The sequence below is a fragment of the Streptomyces sp. CA-288835 genome, from assembly GCF_050936385.1.
Classification (GTDB): Bacteria; Actinomycetota; Actinomycetes; order Streptomycetales; family Streptomycetaceae; genus Streptomyces.
This window is the reverse complement of the sequence record NZ_JBNJMW010000001.1, coordinates 4,762,953-4,782,750: the sequence shown is the minus strand read 5'-3', so window position 1 is coordinate 4,782,750 and position 19,798 is coordinate 4,762,953. Positions and strand designations below refer to the sequence as shown.

Below are 19,798 nucleotides of genomic sequence, written 5' to 3'. Positions count from 1 at the left end.
TGGCCGAGGTTGGTGGGCATGACTGAAGACCTTTTTGCAGGTGCCAGGGGCATCACCTCGTCGCCGGTTCCGTGGACCAGTGCGGGGAGCTGTGATGCGCGGGCCAAGGATGGTTGTGGCCGGGATCGTGATGACCGTAGCGGCGACCGGTGGGGTGTTCGCCTTGAATTCGGGGCCATGGGCGGTCGGGACGGCAGGGGCTGGTGCATCAGCGGATGGCGCGGCCGACGACCGGCCGGCCGTGGCCAGGTTCGGGCAGCAGAAGATCGACTGGCATCGCTGCACGTCCGGCGCCGAGGACGAGATCGGCAAGCAGTTGGAGGCCGTTAAGGCGAAGTGCGCTGAAATCACAGTGCCGTTGGACTACCGCAAGCCGGACGGACGTACGGTCAAGGTGTCCATCGCACGGCGCGAGGCCACCGACCAGGGCCGCAGGCTCGGCACCCTGATGCTCAACACCGGTGGACCGGGCGAGTCCAAGAGCGGGATCAACTGGGTGGCCGGAGGCGTGGAGCCGATCATCCCCAAGGGCTCGCCGAAGGTCGCTTCCCGCTACGACCTGGTGGCGATGGACCCGCGGTTCATGGCATCCAGCCGCGGCAGCGTGCTGGAGTGCGGCTGGCCGTCCCGGACCAAGAACGACGCCGCGTGGGTCGGCCCGGACCGGCGCAGCTTCAAGCGCAGTGTCGCGCTCAACAAGGACCTGGCCGCGCGCTGCGCCAAGCACCAGAAGGTGCTGCCCCACCTGTCCACTCGCAACATCGCCCGCGACATGGACGTGATCCGGGCCGCACTGGGCGAGAAGAAGATCTCCTATCTGGGCTGGTCCTTCGGCGCCTATCTGGGCTCGGTCTACAGCCAGATGTTCCCCGGCCGCCTGGACCGGACCGTGCTGGACAGCTCCCCCGACCCCCGCACCTGGCCCGCCTTCAACAAGGAGGCCGGTACGGTCCAGCACGCGGCGCTGCGTAAGTGGGCGGCCTGGGCGGCCCGTCACGATGACCGCTACCACCTGGGCACCACCACCGGTCAGGTCCTGGCCACCTTCGACCACTACCGGAAGGTGGCCGACCAGGACCGCACACTGCGCATCGGCCGCCACCGCATCAACGCCAACAACCTCCGCAGCTTCCCCATAGGCGCGGACTTCGACGACCCGACGTCCTACACCCAGATGACGCCCACCCTGAAGCTGTTCCTCGACGCCGCCCGCGGGAAGGAGGCCAAGCCCACGCCGCAGGACGACCAGTTCCTGGCCGAGACCCTCTCCCACAAGGTGGCCGAGGGGGAGAGCGCCATGGTGGCCTCGTGGTGCGCGGACCGGGCGGTCTCGCGTGACCCTGAGACCTACTACCGCGACATCCAGGCACACCTCGCCGACGAGCCGTTCTACGGACCGCCCAAACGCAACGTCAGCCCGTGCACGTTCTGGCCGACAAGCCCCGTAGAGCCACCCACCAAGGTCCACAACAACGCACAGGCCTTGATCGTCGGCTCGACCCAGGACACGACCACGCCCTACTCCGGCCAGTTGGCCATGCACCGCGCTCTGACCGGCTCCCGGATGGTCACCCAGAAAGACGACGGCGAACACGGCGTATACCTCTGGTTCCAAGGCCTCCCCTGCGTGGACGCCGCCGTCGACCGCTACCTCCTCGACGGCGACCTGCCCGCGAAGGACATCACCTGCACCAGGGACAAGCCCGCCGGCACGGCCGACGGAAACTGACCCACGTTGGGCACCAACCGACGAGCCTAGGATCGAACCCATGCGACTGCCCACCAGAGTTCTGATCGGCCTGGGAGGAGTCGGCCTGGCCCTTCTGGCGGCATTGGCATGGCTGATCGGGAACACCGCGCCGCCCGGGCTGCCCGTGATGATCGGCCTCTTCGTGGCGGTCATCGGGCTGGCGGTGATTCCGTGGGTGGCTCTCGTCGCCAGGCGGCTGCCGGCCGAGCCAGAGGCGTTCCGGCTGCTGCGCCGGGCCGGTCTGATCACCGGCGGTCTGGCGGCGACGGGAACGACGGTCGGCCTGCTGCTGCGGTCGGAGTCCGACCGGTACCCCGTGGTGATGCTGGCCATCCTGATGGCCGGGGTCCTGGGAATCGTCGGCGGTGTGATCCTCCCGTGGATCTTCGTCCTCACCCGGGCAGTCGCCCGGGAGCGCGCCGGACGGGTACGAGCCGAGGAGCGGGCCGATGTGGCAGCGCACCTGCACGACTCCGTCCTCCAGGCATTGACCCTGATCCAGAAGAAGTCCGACGACCCCGACGTTCTGCGCATCGCCCGACGCACGGAGCGCGAGCTACGGACATGGCTGTACCGGCCGTCGGACAGCCCGTCCGACAGGCCATCGGACGCGCCATCGGACGCCGAGGTCGCCGACTTCGCTGCCGCGCTCCGCGCACTGGCCGCCGATATCGAGGATCAGTACGCCACCGTCGTCGAGCTCGTGTGCGTCGGCACCAGAGCGCTCGACGAATCGGCAAAAGCCGTTGTCGGCGCGGTGCGTGAAGCCCTGACCAACGCCGCCAAGCACGCCGGCGTACGCCGCGTCTCGGTCTACGCCGAGGCCGGTGAGAGCCGTGACAGTCCCACGGGACCGGGGCGCACCCCCGACAGCACGCAGATCCTGGTACTGGTACGCGACCGCGGGCGCGGCTTCGACCCGACAACCGCCGATGTCGACGGCAAGGCCTCCGACCGGCGAGGGATCGCCGACTCGATCACCGACCGGATACGCAGAAACGGCGGCACGGCCTCGATTCGGTCCGCACCCGGCGAAGGTACGGAGGTGGAGATCCGCATGCCGGTGCCGGTCCGCGTATGACCGCCATCCACGTCGTTGTCGTCGACGACCACGCTGTGGTGCGGTCCGGAGTACGCGCCGAGCTCGGTGAATTCGCCGACACCATCGAGATCGTCGGCGAAGCGTCCGATGTCGACTCGGCGATCGAGCGGATTCACGCCACAGTCCCCGATGTCGTGCTGCTCGACGTGCACTTGCCGGGTGGGGGCGGGCGGGCGGTCCTGGAAGCCGTGGTTCCCGTTCAGCCGGGCGTGCGGTTCCTGGCCTTGTCGGTATCGGACGCCGCCGAGGACGTCATCGCGGTCATCCGTGGCGGTGCACGCGGCTACGTGACCAAAGCGATCAGCGGACCCGAGCTTGCCGAAGCGATCCGCCGAGTGCATGCGGGAGACGCGTACTTCTCCCCGTACCTCGCCGGCTTCGTCCTCGACCTCCTCGGTGGCCGTGCACCAGCCGGACTCGATCCCGAACTCGACGAGCTCACCCCACGCGAGCGCGACGTACTCCGCCTCGTCGCGGCCGGCTACACGTACAAAGAAGTCGGCACACGGCTCTCCATCTCCAGCCGTACCGTCGAAACACACGCAGCCGCGATCCTGCGCAAACTGCAGCTGTCGAATCGCCGGGAGCTGTCCCGCTGGGCACGTGCCCGCAGACTCCTCTGACAGCGCCCCTCACCATCCCCGAAGGCCCCGCCAAGGGCTTCGCGATCGGTGAGGCGATCACGGGCCCGAAGCGGGGCTGAGGGCGCGCGGTCTGGTGCGGGATCTGCCGCGTGCCAGGTCACGGAGTCAATGGATGTGACGTACGCCCCGAGACCTCGTCGATCTCGTCATGGGCCTTGGTCAGGAGTTTCATGGCCAGTTCGTTGAGGGCCCTGGCTCCTGCCACCTCTTCGCCCACCCTCGGCTGGTTGGAGTCGGAGGGGTGGCGTTTGGCGTAGCCGTGGGCCCGTACCTCGCTTCCGTCGCGGAGTCGTACGAGGGCGGCGGCGCGGGTGCGCTGCTCGTCCTCCTCGAATTCCAGCTCCACGTGCCATCCGACAGCCGTGTGCGTCATCGCGATCACCTCCGGAGACAGCGCCGGCTACAGCTACCACCAACAGGATCCGCCCGCCTGCCCCTCCTACGCCACCCGCGTGAACTCCACCGTCACCTCCGGTGGCCCTCCCGCCACTCCCCGGTACACACCCTTGTGCGGCGTCACGTCGTCGTAGTCGCGGCCCCTGCCCACGACCACATGGGACTCGTCGACACGGACGCGGTTGGTGGGGTCGTAGCCGGTCCAGTCGCCCGCCCAGTACTCGACCCAGGCGTGGCTCTGGCCTTCGACGGGGCGGTGGAGTTCCGCGTCGCGTTCGGGGTGCAGGTAGCCGGAGACATAGCGGGTGGGCAGGCCGAGCGCACGCAGCAGCCCCGCCGTCAGGTGCGCGATGTCCTGGCAGACGCCAGCGCCCTGTTCCCAGGCCTCGGCGGCGGCGGTGTTCACACCGGTGGAGCCCGGGATGTACCTGACGTGGTCGGCGACCATGGACGACACCGCCACCGCCGTCTCGTGCGGGTCGAGTCCGGCCGCGGCGGCCCGGGCCCGCTCGACGAGTGCGTCGGGCATGGTCGTACGGGAGGTCGGCGCCGCGTACTCCAACAGGCGGGACTTCGCGACCAGTTCGGCCACCTCCGCCCAGGCCGGGGCAGCCTGGAGCCCGCTCGGCGGGGCCGTCTCCACCAGGCTCACCGCCGTGATCGTCAGGTCCGCGTGCGGTTCCATCAGGTCGAAGCCGGTGACCTGGGTGCCCCAGTAGTCCCAGTACGACCAGGTCGGCGTGGACGGGTTCACCAGGACGCGGGCGTCCAGCGTGGTCTGGGTCGGGAGCGTCAGCGGCGTCATGCGGACCTCGTTGTGGGAGGAGACCGCGGCCTGGGCGTACGACACCTTCGTGGTGTGACGGATGCGGAGTCTGCGCGTCATGGCGTACTCACGCTCCTTCCTGGGCCCACTCGACGGGCCCCTGGTACGGGAAGAACTTCTCCGCGACCGCCTCGGCGGAAGCCATGCAGGACGTCTGCAACTCCCTCAGCAGGGACGGGAGTACGTCTTCGAGAGCGGTCGAGTCCTGGTACTCGAGCCGCGTACGCATCCGGCCGATCGGCCGCCGCGCCGGATCCTGGCGCGGGCGCCCCAGCGCCGCCAGACACTCCTCAGCGGTGGTCAGCGCATGCAGCACCGAACGCGGGAACTCCCTGTCCATGATGAGGAATTCGGCCACGCGGGCCGTGTCCCCGAAGCCGCCGTACACCCGCGCATACGCCTCGTCCGCCCCGCTCGCGCTCAGCAGCGTCGGCCAGTCCGGCGCGTGGGGGGCGTCCAGCACGCGTACGGACAGCAGCCGTACGGTCATGTCCACCCGCTCCAGGCTCCGGCCGAGGACCACGAATCGCCAGCTGTCGTCGCGGCTCATCGTCGAGTCGGCCAGACCGAAGAAGAGGGCGGCCCGGCGGCGTACGAGTTCCAGATAGGCGTACGGGCCGGTGCGGCGGGCCGCCATGCGCTGGTCGGCGAGGGCGTGCCAGGTGGAGTTGAGGCACTCCCACATCTCGGAGGAGACGGCCTCGCGAGCGCTGCGGGCATTGAGGCGGGCCGCGCCCAGCGCACCTTCGATCGAGCAAGTGGAGCGGGCGTCGAAGGCCAGCTGGTCAAGGACCTGCTGCATGTCGACGCGCGTGTCTCCCGCGTCGACGCCGAGGATCGCATACAGCGAGCGGCAGGCCACGTCCTCGTCCCGCCAGGGGTCTTCGAGCAGCCGGTGCAGATACGCGTCGAGGATGCGGCCGGTGGCGTCCGCCCGCTCGACGTACCGGCCCGTCCAGGTCAGTGCTTCGGCGATGCGGGAGAGGATCACGTCATTCACGGCCGAACCTCCTCGATCAGTGTTCGCGCCGTCCGGGGGTGTCCGGTGCGAGGTCGTCACTGCTGTTGCGCCCCTTCCTGCGGGAGGAGGCGCTCCCCGTCGGGGCCGAGCTGGCGCGGGGCGACGTCCAGTACGGCGCCGGGCTCCTCCGGACGCCGCCCGCCCACCGGACCCTCCGCGAGGACCCAGGTGTCCTTGGAGCCGCCGCCCTGGCTGGAGTTGACGATGAGGTTGCCCTCCTGGAGCGCCACCCGGGTGAGCCCGCCGGGCAGCACCCACACGTCGCTGCCGTCGTTCACGGCGAACGGCCGCAGATCGATATGGCGCGGCGCCATCCGCTCGCCCGCGAGGGTCGGCGAGGTGGACAGGGCGACGGGACGCTGAGCGATCCAGCCACGCGGATCGGCGATGACCTCTTTGCGTACGCGATCCAGCGTGGCCTTGTCCGCATGCGGACCGATGACGATGCCCTGCCCGCCGGCGCCGTCGACGGGCTTCACGACCAGTTGGTGGAGCTGGTCGAGGACGGCCTCCAACTGCCCTGGTTCCTCTGGGCGAAACGATTCGACATTGGGGAGGACCGGTTCCTCGGCGAGGTAGTACCGGATGAGGTCGGGGACGTACGTATACAGCAGCTTGTCGTCCGCGATGCCGTTGCCGACGGCGTTCGCGAGTGTGACGTTCCCGGCCTGGGCGGCGCTCATGATGCCGGGGCAGCCGATGACGGAGTCGGGGCGGAAGTGGAGCGGGTCGAGGAAGTCGTCGTCGAGCCGCCGGTATACGACATGGACCGGCATCTCGCCGCGCGTCGTCCGCATCCAGACGCGGTTTCCGCGGCACACGAGGTCGTGACCCTCGACGAGCTGCACGCCCATCAGCCGGGCGAGGAGGGCGTGTTCGAAGTAGGCGGCGTTGCTGGGGCCGGGGGTGAGGACGACGACGCGCGGGTCGCCGACCCCGTCGGGCGCGGCCGCGCGCAGCGCCGCGTACAGGCGCTGCCCGTAGCCGTCGATCGGGCACACCTGCTGTTCGGCGAAGAGGGAGGGGAAGATCCGGGTCATCGCGCGCCGGTTCTCGATGACGTACGAGACCCCGGACGGCACCCGTACGTTGTCCTCCAGGACGCGGAAGTCGCCGGCCTCGTCGCGTACGAGATCGATGCCGGCGACATGGATACGCACCCCGCCCGGCGGCTCCACACCGTGCGCGGCCCGGTGGAAATGCCCGGAGTTGATGAGCAGCCTCCAGGGCACGACTCCGTCCTCGAAGGCCCGGCACGGCCCGTACGCGTCGGCGAGATAGGCCTCGAGCGCCCTGACCCGCTGGGCGACCCCGCGCTGGATCAGATCCCACTCGAGGGCGTCGAGGACCCGCGGCACGAGGTCCAGCGGCCAGGGTCTCTCCTCGCCCGCGAAGGCGTAGGTCACGCCACGATCCGTGAACGCACGCGCCATCTGATCGGCCTTGAACCGGAGTTCGGCCGATTCCATCGGCTGAAGCGCCGCCAGCACCGGCTCATAGGCGGCCCTGACCTCACCCGGCCGCTCAAACATCTCGTCCCACGCGTCGGCCAGCGCGTACGCGTCAAATATGTCCGCCATGGCCTGACGGTAGGTGTGGTAGGTAACGCCCTGATCACTGGGGGATTTCGAGCAGTTCACGGGGGTGATCGGGGGTGGGGGTGCGTTGATGGCGCGTAGGGCGGATCGGATCTTGTAAACGTGTCCTTGACACGACATGGGTGTCAAGGGAGCCTTTACAAGTGTGAGCAGTCCACGAGGTGAACTCGCCGAACTGGCCGCAAAGATGGCGGCGCTCGCCCGCCTGCTCGCCGACGTCACCCAGCGCAACGACGCCGTGCCCGCCGAGCTCATCAGCGTGCAGATCGCGCGTGACCTGGCTGCCATGTCAGACACCGCATTGCGCGTGAGTGTCGAGCGAGCCCGTGCCGCCGGGCGTACCTGGCAGGAGATCGGTGACCTGCTTGGTGTCAGTCGGCAGGCCGCGTTCCAGCGCTTTGGACGCCCCCTCGACCCACGGACAGGAGAACCCATGAGCCACGCCGCACTCCCGGACGCCGCGAACCGCGCGACGGACCTGTTCGTCAACTGGATCGAAGGACGACACGACGAGATCGTCGCTCACTTCGACCCGACGATGACCGCGCAGCTTCCGCCCGACGGGATAGCCGCCGCCTGGGCCGAGATCATCGGCATGGTCGGCGCGTATGAACGAATGGACAAGCCCCTGGTCCGGCAACTGGGCGACCACACAGTCGTGGACGTCCCACTGGAATTCGAAGCCGGCCAGATGAAAGGCCGCGCCACCTTCAACAAAGAAGGCCAGGTCAGCGGCCTGTTCATCCTCACTCCCGAAACTCCCTGACCGATACGCAAACCGTTGACCTTCGGCAACAGCTCGCACTCGTCGGTCAGTTGAGGGCCGCCGGTCTGCGAGGAGCCGATGGCTCAGTCGTTGGCCCGTGCGTATGCGTCAAATGCGTCCGCCATGGTGTGACGGTGGATGTGGCAGGTAAAGCGGCTATCACTGGGGGATTTCGGGCAGCTCACACGGGACTTCGGTGTCCCGCTGCGGCTTGCGCGGTCCGTCCTGTCGTACGGATGTATTCGGCCAAGGTGTGGTCCGGAGGCTCGGCACCGGTCGTGCGCGTGTCCACCATGCACCGAACGTGAGTGCTGTCGCTGCCGTCATGTTGTTGCAATGGAGCATGCGGAGGTGCGGACAATCCGTAAGGCACTGGGGCATTGAGGTCCGCGTATGAGGTCGAGTCGTGTTGCGGAGGCGGGGACGGCCGCGCATAGTTGCGCTCCGAAGAGGCTGGAACCGGGGGTTGGGGAGATGGCCGGGCACGGGACGCAGGCGCATTCGCACGGTGCTGACCGTCTGTGTGACGCGGGGGACCGGGTGTACTCCCGGGCGGTACGGCGCGGCCGGGTGTCGCGCGAGGATGCCGAGACCGTGCCCTGCCTGGTCGAGCTCGCGCTGTTGCATCCCGACCCCGACGACATGCGGTACCTGGTGCCGACCTCGCCGCAGGAGGTCATGACGCGGCTGCTGCGGGAGATGCACGAGGACGTCGTCGCGGCGCAGGCACGGATGGGTGCGACCGTGTCCGCCTTCGAGTGGTACGCCTCCCTGGGCGGCGACGCGCGGTCGCCCGCTGAGGGCGTGGCGATCCGGGTGCTCGACGGGCTGCCCCGGATCCGTGCCGCCATGGACGCGGCGACGGAGGCATGTACGTCCGAGGTGCTGGCCGTCCAGCCCGGCGGCATCCGCCGTGAGGACGAGCTCTCCGAAGGGCTGCACCGGGCGCTCGCGCTCCGCCGGCGGGGCGTACGGATGCGCGACCTGTACACACACGTCGCCCGGCATGGGCAAGGCCTGCTCAACTACATGGAGCTGATGGGCGACGCGGCCGAGGCCCGCACCCTCGACGAGGTCCCCGAGCGGCTCATCGTCTTCGACCGGACGGTCGCCCTGATCCCTGCAAGCCCCGACCGCACGATCGCGTTGGAGCTGCGTCACCCTGCCCTGGTCGACTACCTGGTCACCGTCTTCGAACGGCTCTGGCGCCTCGCGGTCCCCCTCACCGCGCCCCTCCCGGACACGGGCATCGAGGGCATCACCCACCGCGAACGCTCCATCGCGGCGCTGCTGGCGGAGGGGCACCAGGACGCGGTGGTCGCGGAGCGGCTGGGCATCAGTGTCCGTACGTGCCGGGCGCACATCGCGCGGTTGTCGGAGACGCTGGGGGCCGCCAGCCGTACGCAGCTGGGGGTCCGCATCGCCCAGGCGGGCCTCGACGGCCCGCCGCGCTCTCCGGAGCTTGAGCCCCTCACCGCTCCTGGTCCGGCTGCTCCAGAATCCCCGACTGGCCGATGAGGTAGCCGAGTTGGGCTCGGCTTTCGCTGCCCAGGGTTTCGGCGAGTTTGGCGATGTGGACGCGGGTGGTGCGGACGTTCATGCCGAGGCGTTCGGCGATCGCAGTGTCGGTGTGGCCTTCGATGAGGAGGCTTGCGATGGCGCGCTGGCGGGGGGTGATGCCGTTCAGGGTGGGTTGGGTGGCCGCCTCGGGGTACATGGGTGTGCCCAGGCGCCACAGGCGTTCGAAGGTCGTGACGAAGAAGGAGATCAGGGCCGGGTTACGGACCTCCAGTGCGAGCGTGCGGTCCTTGCTCGCCGGGATGAACGCCACGGTGCGGTCGATGATGATCAGCCGTTGGGTGACTTCGTCCAGTGTGCGCGCTTCGACGTCGCCCTTGATGAGTTCGTAGCGGGCGATCACCGGGGGCCAGTGGCGGGCGGTGTGCTGGTAGAGAGTGCGGATCCGGGCGCCCCGGTCCAGCATTGCCTGGTCACGGTCCAGGGCGGTCAGAGTGTTGGAGGGCTGGCCGATGTGGGGCTGGACGGCGAGGAGTTCCTCGTTCGCGTCGGCCATGGCCTGCGCGATGGCCCGGTTGATCCGCTCCGTGCCACTGAGCGTGCTGATCGTTGAGGTGTCCGCTGCTGCCGTATGACGGCCGTCGATCCGCATGAGCGGCGCGAACGCTTCGGCCAGGCGCGCCTCGCGCTGTCGCTGCCGAGCGATGTCCTCGGCGGAGGTGTGCAGAAGCCGAGGGAGCGCTATGGCAGGGGCGACGGGACGCAGCCAGCGGATGTCCTCGAGGTCCGGCTCAAGCAAGGAGGAATCGATCAGGCAGGGAAGGGAGTCCGCCTCCTGATGGGGAACACCGCCCTCGCGCAACGCGCGGGCATACAGCTCCAGACCCGCCTCGCACGGCTCGTCGGCTCTGTGCCCGTGCGGCCCGGTGGTCACCTGTGACTCTCCTCCCTCGGCGTTCAGTGATCCTGGTCCAGGATCCCCGACTGCGCTATGAGGAAGCCGAGTTGGGCCCGGCTACCGCTGCCGAGAGCGGTGGCCAGCTTGGCGATGTGAGCGCGACAGGTACGTACGTTCATGCCAAGCCGGCGGGCTATGGCCTCGTCGACGTAACCCTCCACCAGAAGCTTCGCTATGGAGTGCTGGATGTCGGTGATGCCGTCGGGGGCGGTTTCGTAGGGAGCGCCCGCGTCCAAGGGGACCGAACGGCCCCACATGAACTCGAAGACCTTGATCAGATAGCGGACGAGCCCGGGATGACGGAGCTCGAGGGCGACCTGTCCGTCGTCCCGCGTGGGAATGAAGGCGACTGTCTCGTCGCAGATGATGAGTCGCTCGACGAGTTCGTCGATGGTGCGGTACTCCACCTTGCCGTTGGAGAACTGGGCCACGTAGGCCAGGGTCTCGGGGCTGTAGCGGGCGGTGTGCTGGTAGAGGGTCCGTATGCGGCAGCCCCGTTCGATCAACGGCCTGTCTCGTTCCAGTCCTTGATGGAGTGTGTGCTCGAGACGCCGTCGGCTTGGCTGGACCGTGAGCATCTCGGACTGGCACTGGGCCGTGGCCAGATCGAGTGCCGCATTGATCCGCTCGATGCCCTCCAGCACCGTGATCGAGTGGGTCGTCGACGTCGCCTGGGCGCTGAGGGCCATGAACGGCTCGAAAGCGTCGGCCAGTTCGATCGACATCCGCCGGTGCTTGGTGATCTCGTGCTCAATCGGGTTGAGCCGCTGGGCCAGGGCGATCGACGGGGGAACCGGGCGCAGCCAGTTCGCGTCGTCGGGGTCGGGGTGCAGGAGAGCGAACTCCATCAGGCAGGGAGCGGGCTCCACGTCCGCTCGGGAGATGCGTCCCGTGCGCAGAGCGTTCCCGTAAAGGCGGCGACCTTCCTCGCACAGCTCAGTCACTCCATGAGGATGTGTCTGCTTAGTCGCATTTGTAGCCAAATCTCCACCCCCCAGGGTCCTGAACGTGCAGGAACATGATGCATCCATTCGGTGGCCATGACGTGCCCGAATGCGCCATCGTCGTAATCGACGGGGGAGAGGTGACCTTCAAATGAGGACGAAGCCGACTATGCATAAGAGAATGCTTCGCTCGGCGCTTGCCGCCGCCTTCTCCGCCGTTGTGGCCTTCGGTGCCGTAACCGGCGTCGTGGCTACGCAGGGTGACACTCGGCCGGAGGATAGTACGTGGCGCGTGAGCACCACGACCACTGCCGCCGACCCCGGAGACAGTACCTGGGTCGGTGCGGCGTCTGTTCCCGATCCCGGCGACAGTACCTGGGGCAGTCCGGCGTCCGTCGGCGGTGACGATGACAGCACCTGGTCCGTAGGCGACAGCACGTGGGTTGCCCAGTCATGACCACCCCACCCGACGACCGCTCCTTCCGCCGGGAAATGGCCACGGCCTACCGCTCCGGCTGGCACTTCATCGACCTGGTCACCGCCATCCCCCACAGCGGCGACTCGCTGATGGTGACCGTCTTCGGAGAGCCGGTCGTCGTCACCCGGGACGAGGACGACGACGTGCGGGCGTACCGGTGTCTGCGGCGCCCGCGTGGAGCGCCGCAGCCCGTGCGGTGTGCCATTCGGTACGGAATGATCTTTGTGAACCTCGACCAGCGCGACCACCGGCTGGTCGAGCCGGAAGCCCCGGACGTACGAACCATCTCAGCCACCCCCCGCAGTGCCTGACGCGATTCCCCCGTCGTAGTAGATCGCTCAGGTGCTTCCCCCCGCAGCGGCGTCACCGTGACCTGAACACGGTGACGCCGCTGTCGTTTGCGCGGAATCTCCGGGTATGCGGTGGTTCCGGGAGCTGTCAAGCACGGCTGGATTCCGTCGATTTTCGTCTGCATGTGCAGCGGCCTCCTTGACCGGCCTCCATCGTCTCCTTGAGTGGAATAGACTCAACTTTGTGTACGTTGCTGAAGTCAGCGTTGAGTGATGACAGAACCACGCCTGACGACGGCTGACGCAAGGAGGAGACAGCGGACGTGGACGCCGAGCTGACCAACAGGAGCCGGGACGCGATCAACGCGGCCAGCAATCGGGCCGTGTCCGAGGGGCACCCGGATCTCACCCCCGCGCACTTGCTGCTGGCGCTGCTCGAGGGGCAGGAGAACGAGAACATCACCGACCTGCTGGCCGCGGTGGAGGCGGACCAGGCGGCGGTACGGAACGGCGCCGAGCGCGTGCTGAGCGCGCTGCCCAGCGTGACCGGCTCGACCGTCGCCCCGCCGCAGCCCAACCGTGAGCTGCTCGCCGTGATCGCCGACGCCACGGAGCGGGCCAAGGAGCTGGGTGACGAGTACCTCTCCACGGAGCACCTGCTCATCGGTATCGCCGCGAAGGGCGGCCAGACCGGGGACGTACTCTCCCAGCAGGGCGCCAGTGCGAAGAAGCTGCTGGAGGCCTTCCAGAAAGCGAGGGGAGGGCGCCGCGTGACCACACCGGATCCCGAGGGCCAGTACAAGGCACTCGAGAAGTTCGGCACCGACTTCACGGCCGCCGCGCGTGAGGGCAAGCTCGACCCCGTCATCGGGCGGGACCAGGAGATCCGGCGCGTCGTACAGGTGCTGTCCCGGCGTACGAAGAACAACCCCGTCCTCATCGGCGAGCCCGGCGTCGGCAAGACCGCCGTCGTCGAGGGGCTGGCCCAGCGCATCGTCAAGGGCGATGTGCCCGAGTCCCTCAAGAACAAGCGGCTCGTCGCGCTCGACATCGGCGCGATGATCGCGGGCGCCAAGTACCGCGGTGAGTTCGAGGAGCGGCTGAAGACCGTGCTCGCGGAGATCAAGGACTCCGACGGGCAGATCATCACGTTCATCGACGAGCTGCACACCGTCGTGGGCGCGGGCGCCGGCGGTGACTCCGCCATGGACGCGGGCAACATGCTCAAGCCCATGCTCGCGCGCGGTGAGCTGCGCATGGTCGGCGCCACGACCCTCGACGAGTACCGCGAGCGCATCGAGAAGGACGCGGCGCTGGAGCGGCGTTTCCAGCAGGTGCTGGTCGCCGAGCCGACCGTCGAGGACTCGATCGCGATTCTGCGCGGGCTCAAGGGGCGGTACGAGGCCCATCACAAGGTGGTGATCGCGGACAGTGCGCTGGTCGCCGCGGCCACGCTCTCCGACCGGTACATCACCTCACGCTTCCTGCCCGACAAGGCCATCGACCTGGTCGACGAGGCCGCCTCCCGGCTTCGTATGGAGATCGACTCGTCCCCCGTCGAGATCGACGAACTCCAGCGCGGCGTCGACCGGTTGCGGATGGAGGAGCTCGCCCTCAGCAAGGAGACCGACCCCGCCTCCCGCGAGCGCCTGGAGAAGCTGCGCCGCGATCTCGCCGACAAGGAGGAGGAGCTGCGCGGCCTCACCGCCCGCTGGGAGAAGGAGAAGCAGTCTCTCAACCGGGTCGGTGAGCTGAAGGAGAAGCTCGACGAACTGCGCGGGCAGGCCGAACGCGCCCAGCGCGACGGCGACTTCGACACCGCGTCCAAGCTGCTGTACGGCGAGATCCCGGCCGTGGAGAGGGACTTGGAGGCCGCCTCGGAGGAAGAGGAGGAGGCGTCCAAGTCGGGGTCCAAGTCCGACACGATGGTGAAGGAGGAGGTCGGCGCGGATGACATCGCGGACGTCGTCGCCGCGTGGACCGGTATCCCCGCCGGGCGGCTCCTGGAGGGCGAGACGCAGAAACTGCTGCGTATGGAGGAGGAGTTGGGGCGTCGCCTGATCGGCCAGACCGAGGCCGTACGGGCCGTCTCGGATGCCGTACGACGCACGCGTGCGGGTATCTCGGACCCCGACCGCCCCACCGGATCCTTCCTCTTCCTCGGGCCGACGGGTGTCGGCAAGACCGAACTGGCCAAGGCGCTCGCGGACTTCCTCTTCGACGACGAGCGGGCGATGGTCCGTATCGACATGTCGGAGTACAGCGAGAAGCACAGCGTGGCGCGGCTGGTCGGCGCCCCGCCCGGCTATGTCGGCTACGAGGAGGGCGGCCAGCTGACCGAGGCCGTGCGCCGTCGCCCGTACAGCGTCGTACTGCTCGACGAGGTCGAAAAGGCGCACGCGGAGGTCTTCGACATCCTGCTCCAGGTGCTGGACGACGGACGCCTCACGGACGGACAGGGCCGCACGGTCGACTTCCGCAACACGATCCTGATCCTCACCTCGAACCTGGGCAGCCAGTTCCTGGTCGACCCGATCACCAGCGAGGCGGAGAAGAAGGAGCAGGTCCTCGAGGTGGTCCGCGCCTCCTTCAAGCCGGAGTTCCTGAACCGCCTGGACGACCTGGTCGTCTTCTCGGCCCTGACGAAGCCCGAACTGGAACGCATCGCCAGGCTCCAGATCGACCGCCTCACCAAGCGCCTCGCCGAACGCCGCCTCACCCTGGAGGTCACCGACGAGGCCCTGACCTGGCTCGCCGACGAGGGCATGGACCCCGCCTACGGCGCCCGCCCCCTCCGCCGCCTCGTCCAGACCGCCATCGGCGACCGCCTCGCCAAGGAGATCCTCGCGGGCGAGGTCAAGGACGGCGACACGGTACGGGTGGACTCCTTCGGGGATGGCCTGATCGTGGGGCCGGTGACGGGCAAGACGTTGTAATACGGCGCAATACGCTGTCTCCATGGGCACTCTGAACGTCCGCACGGACGAGGCCATGGAGACAGCGCTGAGCGCACTGGTGGAGGAGTACGGCTCCCGTAGGGAGGCGGTGCGGCATGCGCTTCTGCGCGCGTACAAGGCGAAACTGATCGAGCAGGCGAAGGCTGACGCCGAGCGCCTGGCCAACGACCCGGACGACCAGGCGGAGATGCTCGCCATTCAGCGGTACATGGGTGTCGCCGAGTGATCTTCCGGGGGGGGGCGATCTACGAGATCAAGGCCGCGCCGGATGCGCGGGGCCACGAGCAGCAGGGGCGGCGTCGCGCGGTCGTCAGCCAGTCCGGCCGCTTCTCGACGAGCACAGTCACGATCGCGCTCACGTCGGCGAACGCCGGCCCTGCTGGGTACCGCCCGGAGATCGAACTCGACGGGAAGCCGACACGCGTCCTGACCGACCAGATCCACTCGGTCACCCCCGAGCGACTCGGCCACTTCAATGCCTCTCTCGATGCCGACGAGCTGATGGACGTCGACCAAGCCCTCATGCTCAAGCTCGGCCTTTTCTGAGCGCAGCCCCCAGGAGCAGGGCGCATTCGGCCACTTTCGGGAGCCCTTTCCCTGGGGCGGTTGCCGGTCATGGGGCAAGAGAGAGAGGGTGGCGGTGTACGTCTGGTCTCAGCTATGGCCGGACGAGCCAGACGAGCACAGGAGTGTCCAAGTATGTCCATCGACCCGTCCTCGATTCCGAACTTCGGGGGCCAGCCCGAGCCAGAGCCGCAGAGCGGCGGACCAGCGGGCCCCGTCGTCCCGGATCAGGACCTCGTGAAGCAGCTCCTGGACCAGATGGAGCTGAAGTACGTCGTCGACGACGAGGGTGACCTCGCGGCGCCGTGGGAGCAGTTCCGTACGTACTTCATGTTCCGTGGCGAGGGAGACCAGCAGGTCTTCTCGGTGCGGACGTTCTACGACCGCCCGCACAAGATCGACGAGAAGCCCCAGCTCCTCGAGTCGATCGATGACTGGAACCGGCGCACGCTGTGGCCCAAGGTCTACAGCCACACGCACGACGACGGCACCGTCCGCCTCATCGGCGAGGCGCAGATGCTGATCGGTACCGGTGTCAGCCTGGAGCACTTCGTGTCCTCGACGGTCAGCTGGGTGCGGGCCGCCATCGAGTTCGACAAGTGGCTCGTCGAGCAGCTCGGCCTCGAGCAGGAGGTCAACGACGCCGAGAAGCCCGACGACGACGCGGAGTAGCGTCCGCAGGTTTCCACGGGGCTCGCCCCGTACGCGTACGAGAGCCCGGTCAGGGGGCGCGACCAGAGTAGGTCGCGGGCCCGGGCCGGGCTCTCGCCGTCGTGGCAGGGCTCTCACAGCGGCAACCACTCCGTTGGGGATGGTCGCGCCCCGCCGGACTACTGCCGCAGCTTGGGCAGCCGCTTCGTAGCCGCCGCCAGTCTGCCCGTGACCTGAGTATCCCGGCTGCAGCGACTGAGTACGTTGCCCGGTATCAGCGGACCCCGGGCGGCTGGTGCACTGTCGGCATGACCACGGACAGCACACGTACGCGCCCCCTCCGGAAAGCCACGGCCACGGTCACCGCCACCGGTTCGGCTCTCTCGGTGGTGCTGGTCCCGTTGGTGGTCGGGGCCTTGGTGGCGCGGACGGTCGGAGGCGACCCGATGGTGTCGGTCAACGCCCTGATCGCGGGCGGTGGGCAGCGGGCCAGGCTGTCCCGGAGCCAGTTGCGCGGCTACCGCTGCCGGGCGCTCGCGGCGGCGCGGGTTGCGCGGGGTCGCTCGGCCCGGTGGCCGAGCAGGAGGACCGGCGGGGAAACCTCCGTCGGGTCATGAGCACCAGTCCGCCGGGTGCCGGCTGTTACGCGGTCAGCGTCTTGAGCCGGGCGGCCGCCTCTTCCAGCACCGTCGTCCGCTTGCAGAAGGCGAACCGTACGAAGGGCGCGCCCTGCTCGCGGTGGTCGTAGAAGACGGCGTTGGGGATCGCCACCACCCCGCAGCGCTCCGGCAGCGCGCGGCAGAAGGCGAAGCCGTCGCTCTCGCCGAGGGGCCGGATGTCGGTGGTGATGAAGTACGTGCCGGCCGGGCGGAAGACCTTGAAGCCCGCCTGCTCCAGGCCGCCCGCGAGCAGGTCCCGCTTGGCCTGCATGTCCTCGCGGAAGGCGGTGAAGTACGTCTCGGGGAGGGCCAGCGCCTCGGCGACCGCGTACTGGAAGGGCCCGGAAGCGACGTACGTCAGGAACTGCTTGGCCGAGCGGACGGCCGAGACGAGTTCCCGGGGCGCCGTAACCCAGCCCACCTTCCACCCGGTGAACGAGAAGCTCTTCCCGGCCGACCCGATGGTGACCGTGCGGTCGCGCATCCCGGGAAGTGTCGCGAGCGGGATGTGCTCGGCCTCGTCGAAGACCAGGTGTTCGTAGACCTCGTCGGTGACCACGAGGAGGTCGCGTTCGACGGCGAGTGCCGCGATCGCGGTGAGTTCGTCGCGGGTGAGGACCGTGCCGGTGGGGTTGTGCGGGGTGTTGATCAGGAGCAGGCGGGTGCGGTCGGTGACCGCGTCGCGCAGCTCGTCCAGGTCCAGCCGGAACGAGCCCTCGTGCGGGCGCAGCGTCACGGGGACGCGGGTGCCGCCCGCCATCGCGATGCAGGCCGCGTACGAGTCGTAGTACGGCTCGAGCGCGATCACCTCGTCGCCGGGTTCCAGCAGGGCGAGCAGCGCGGCCGCGATCGCCTCCGTCGCGCCCGCCGTGACGAGGACCTCGGTGTCGGGGTCGTACGAGAGCCCGTACCGGCGCTCCTGATGTGCGGCGATGGCCGTGCGCAGCTCGGGGATGCCGGGGCCCGGCGGGTACTGGTTGCCGCGGCCGTCGCGCAGCGCCCGTACGGCCGCCTCGCGGACCTCTTCGGGGCCGTCGGTGTCGGGAAAGCCCTGGCCGAGGTTGATGGAGCCGGTGCTCAGGGCCAGGGCGGACATCTCGGCGAAGATCGTCGTCCCGAACTCGGCGAGACGGCGGCTGAGGAGCGGGCGCGCGGTGGAGGTCATGGCGGCCATCCTGCGCGCAACCTCTGGAGTTGCTCAACTCCGGCTTGAGCTCCGATGGCCGGGGGCATCCCCCTCTCACGCAAGAAGGAACCCGGAAAGAAGCAAGCGGGAACAGCAAGGAAGCAGACCGGAACACAAGTGAGAAGCAACGCCCACGGGGGGTCGCTTCGGGGGAACGACGAAAGGAGGGTGACGCCATGAACATCGGCATCATCCTGGCGGTGGTCGCAATAGTGGTCGTCATCGGTGTGGTCATCGCGAAGAGCGACAGCAGGAGGTCGCGCTCACGTTCGTACAGCGGCTCCAGGCGAGGCGGCAGCTGGTGGGCCTCGGGCGGGGGCGGTAACCACGGGGGTGGCGGCGCGTCGTGCAGCGGTGGCTCGTCCTGCGGAGGCGGGTCGTCCTGCGGGGGCGGCGGGGGAGGATGCGGCGGCGGAGGCAGCTGACACGGGGCAGCTGGTCCGCGGGGGAACCGCATCCGGGCCGTCCGGCACCATGAGGCGTCCGCCGAAGTGTGACACTCAGCGCCAAAGTGTCACACTTTCCGGCGGACGCCTTGCTGCGTGGCCATGTCCCGCAGGGCGCTTGGCAGTTGGGGCGCGCGCGGCGCACTTGGGAGCCGGGGGCGCACTCCCAGGTTGAACTGGTGAGCTGGGGAGCCCTCGGATGGATGGAAACCGTCCGAACATGGGTAAAACTGCTTTGGCAGAAGCGCTTTTCATGATTCCCTGCTAATCCGACGCAGCCCCCGACACATCCTTCTGAGCAGGCAGACCGGGCGATTTCCCGGCGCCGGCCCGGGGTGCGACGGACCCACTCACCCTTTGCGTGCCAGCGGAGCCGACCCATGCTCACGAATCTCAACACCGCCTATACCGACACGCGCGCGGCCGACCTCGCCTGGGCCCTGGGACGCGAGCCGCTCCCCGCGCTCGCGACCCTCGACCTCGAACTGTCCGGCGCGAAGCTCCAGTTGAGACTCCTCGGCGCCTCCCACCAGGTCCTCCTGGAAGAACAGAACGGCACCTGTTCGGAAACCGTCGCCTGCATCCCCGGCAGCAGCACCCCTCTGCCACTGGGCGTCGCCAAACGCGTAGGCGAGTGGGAGTACGAGTTCGCGGCCCGAGTAGAAACGTTGTCACGAGGCTCCTTCGCAGGCCGAGCCCAAGAACTCCTGGCCCTGGTCTCCGACCACCCCCACGGCCTGGCAGGAGTCTTCCCAGGCAACCCCCACGCCTTCACAGCCCTACTGGCCCAACACCACGAGGGCCAGGTCCACTGGAGGACTTGGCACGCGTATCCCCAGGACGGCCAACTGGTGGCTACGAGGACGAGAGTTGGGGTACGGGTGCCGACCCCGGCATAAGCAATGAGGCGAGGGTGCTGCATAAGCGCCGGGTTCGGGGGCGCCCCGTTAGGGGCGCGGGGAACTGCGCGACCAGCCCACAACTACCCGCAGCCGCAAACGAAACAGGCGGAAGCTCCACCCGTGTGAGTGACCCAGCCCGCCG

At 68.6% G+C, this 19,798-nt stretch carries 19 protein-coding genes; 12 read left to right on the top strand and 7 right to left on the bottom strand.

Features of this window, described 5'->3' with window-relative positions; translation table 11 throughout:
* Positions 1-241: 241 nt before the first annotated feature.
* From ACQEVY_RS21435 to ACQEVY_RS21425, 3 genes are read left to right on the top strand one after another with little or no spacing between them, the layout of a single operon-like run.
* Complete coding sequence (locus tag ACQEVY_RS21435) at positions 242-1,729, top strand: alpha/beta hydrolase (RefSeq protein WP_432950877.1); 1,488 nt, start codon at positions 242-244, stop codon at positions 1,727-1,729.
* Positions 1,730-1,769: 40 nt separating this feature from the next.
* Positions 1,770-2,831, top strand: a complete 1,062-nt coding sequence (locus ACQEVY_RS21430; protein WP_432950875.1) for an ATP-binding protein — start codon at positions 1,770-1,772, stop codon at positions 2,829-2,831.
* Positions 2,828-3,475, top strand: a complete 648-nt coding sequence (locus tag ACQEVY_RS21425; RefSeq protein ID WP_432950873.1) for a response regulator — start codon at positions 2,828-2,830, stop codon at positions 3,473-3,475. The genes ACQEVY_RS21430 and ACQEVY_RS21425 overlap by 4 nt, the downstream gene beginning before the upstream one ends.
* A gap of 118 nt (positions 3,476-3,593) precedes the next feature.
* On the opposite strand, the gene ACQEVY_RS21420 is transcribed toward ACQEVY_RS21425, so the two are convergent.
* The 4 genes from ACQEVY_RS21420 to ACQEVY_RS21405 form a co-directional block, all read right to left on the bottom strand.
* A complete protein-coding gene (locus tag ACQEVY_RS21420; RefSeq protein WP_432950871.1) occupies positions 3,594-3,869 on the bottom strand; it encodes a DUF1876 domain-containing protein in 276 nt (91 codons plus the stop codon).
* A gap of 66 nt (positions 3,870-3,935) precedes the next feature.
* Positions 3,936-4,778, bottom strand: a complete 843-nt coding sequence (locus tag ACQEVY_RS21415; RefSeq protein WP_432950869.1) for a transglutaminase family protein — start codon at positions 4,776-4,778, stop codon at positions 3,936-3,938.
* 7 nt (positions 4,779-4,785) lie between these two features.
* The gene (locus ACQEVY_RS21410; RefSeq protein WP_328769988.1) at positions 4,786-5,718 is read right to left on the bottom strand and encodes an alpha-E domain-containing protein; all 933 of its coding nucleotides are present in this window, start codon (positions 5,716-5,718) and stop codon (positions 4,786-4,788) included.
* A gap of 56 nt (positions 5,719-5,774) precedes the next feature.
* Complete coding sequence (locus ACQEVY_RS21405; RefSeq protein ID WP_432950866.1) at positions 5,775-7,319, bottom strand: circularly permuted type 2 ATP-grasp protein; 1,545 nt, start codon at positions 7,317-7,319, stop codon at positions 5,775-5,777.
* 163 nt (positions 7,320-7,482) lie between these two features.
* Between ACQEVY_RS21405 and ACQEVY_RS21400 the strand changes: the two genes are divergently transcribed.
* Together ACQEVY_RS21400 and ACQEVY_RS21395 are read left to right on the top strand one after the other, a co-directional pair.
* Positions 7,483-8,103, top strand: a complete 621-nt coding sequence (locus ACQEVY_RS21400) for a DUF3887 domain-containing protein (RefSeq protein ID WP_432950864.1) — start codon at positions 7,483-7,485, stop codon at positions 8,101-8,103.
* A gap of 474 nt (positions 8,104-8,577) precedes the next feature.
* The gene (locus ACQEVY_RS21395; RefSeq protein WP_432950862.1) at positions 8,578-9,621 is read left to right on the top strand and encodes a LuxR C-terminal-related transcriptional regulator; all 1,044 of its coding nucleotides are present in this window, start codon (positions 8,578-8,580) and stop codon (positions 9,619-9,621) included.
* Here ACQEVY_RS21395 and ACQEVY_RS21390 read toward each other — a convergent pair.
* A complete protein-coding gene (locus ACQEVY_RS21390) occupies positions 9,575-10,555 on the bottom strand; it encodes a LuxR C-terminal-related transcriptional regulator (RefSeq protein WP_432950860.1) in 981 nt (326 codons plus the stop codon). The two genes, ACQEVY_RS21395 and ACQEVY_RS21390, sit on opposite strands and share 47 nt — an antisense overlap.
* A 23-nt stretch (positions 10,556-10,578) precedes the next feature.
* Positions 10,579-11,523, bottom strand: coding sequence for a helix-turn-helix transcriptional regulator (locus ACQEVY_RS21385; protein WP_432950858.1), 945 nt, complete (start codon positions 11,521-11,523; stop codon positions 10,579-10,581).
* 453 nt (positions 11,524-11,976) lie between these two features.
* On the opposite strand from ACQEVY_RS21385, the gene ACQEVY_RS21380 reads away from it, so the two are divergent.
* The 6 genes from ACQEVY_RS21380 to ACQEVY_RS21355 all read left to right on the top strand — a co-directional run bounded on the left by ACQEVY_RS21380 (position 11,977) and on the right by ACQEVY_RS21355 (position 17,080).
* Complete coding sequence (locus tag ACQEVY_RS21380) at positions 11,977-12,312, top strand: hypothetical protein (RefSeq protein WP_119101612.1); 336 nt, start codon at positions 11,977-11,979, stop codon at positions 12,310-12,312.
* Positions 12,313-12,614: 302 nt separating this feature from the next.
* Positions 12,615-15,227: an ATP-dependent chaperone ClpB gene (clpB, locus tag ACQEVY_RS21375; RefSeq protein WP_432950855.1), complete on the top strand. Its 2,613-nt coding sequence runs from the start codon at positions 12,615-12,617 to the stop codon at positions 15,225-15,227.
* Positions 15,228-15,249: 22 nt separating this feature from the next.
* Positions 15,250-15,474 carry a hypothetical protein gene (locus ACQEVY_RS21370; RefSeq protein WP_432950853.1) on the top strand — a complete coding sequence of 75 codons (225 nt, stop codon included), beginning with the start codon at positions 15,250-15,252 and terminating at the stop codon, positions 15,472-15,474.
* Positions 15,471-15,794, top strand: a complete 324-nt coding sequence (locus tag ACQEVY_RS21365) for a type II toxin-antitoxin system PemK/MazF family toxin (RefSeq protein ID WP_432950851.1) — start codon at positions 15,471-15,473, stop codon at positions 15,792-15,794. Before ACQEVY_RS21370 ends, ACQEVY_RS21365 begins: the two co-directional genes overlap by 4 nt.
* A 153-nt stretch (positions 15,795-15,947) precedes the next feature.
* On the top strand, positions 15,948-16,484 hold the full coding sequence (locus ACQEVY_RS21360) for a YbjN domain-containing protein (RefSeq protein ID WP_165341484.1): 537 nt from the start codon (positions 15,948-15,950) through the stop codon (positions 16,482-16,484).
* A 287-nt stretch (positions 16,485-16,771) separates the two neighbouring features.
* Complete coding sequence (locus ACQEVY_RS21355; protein WP_432950848.1) at positions 16,772-17,080, top strand: hypothetical protein; 309 nt, start codon at positions 16,772-16,774, stop codon at positions 17,078-17,080.
* A 25-nt stretch (positions 17,081-17,105) separates the two neighbouring features.
* Here ACQEVY_RS21355 and ACQEVY_RS21350 read toward each other — a convergent pair whose 3' ends face one another.
* The gene (locus tag ACQEVY_RS21350) at positions 17,106-18,296 is read right to left on the bottom strand and encodes a pyridoxal phosphate-dependent aminotransferase (protein WP_432950846.1); all 1,191 of its coding nucleotides are present in this window, start codon (positions 18,294-18,296) and stop codon (positions 17,106-17,108) included.
* 838 nt (positions 18,297-19,134) lie between these two features.
* Here ACQEVY_RS21350 and ACQEVY_RS21345 point away from each other — a divergent pair.
* Complete coding sequence (locus tag ACQEVY_RS21345) at positions 19,135-19,653, top strand: DUF2617 family protein (RefSeq protein WP_432950844.1); 519 nt, start codon at positions 19,135-19,137, stop codon at positions 19,651-19,653.
* The last annotated feature ends 145 nt before the right edge of the window (positions 19,654-19,798 follow it).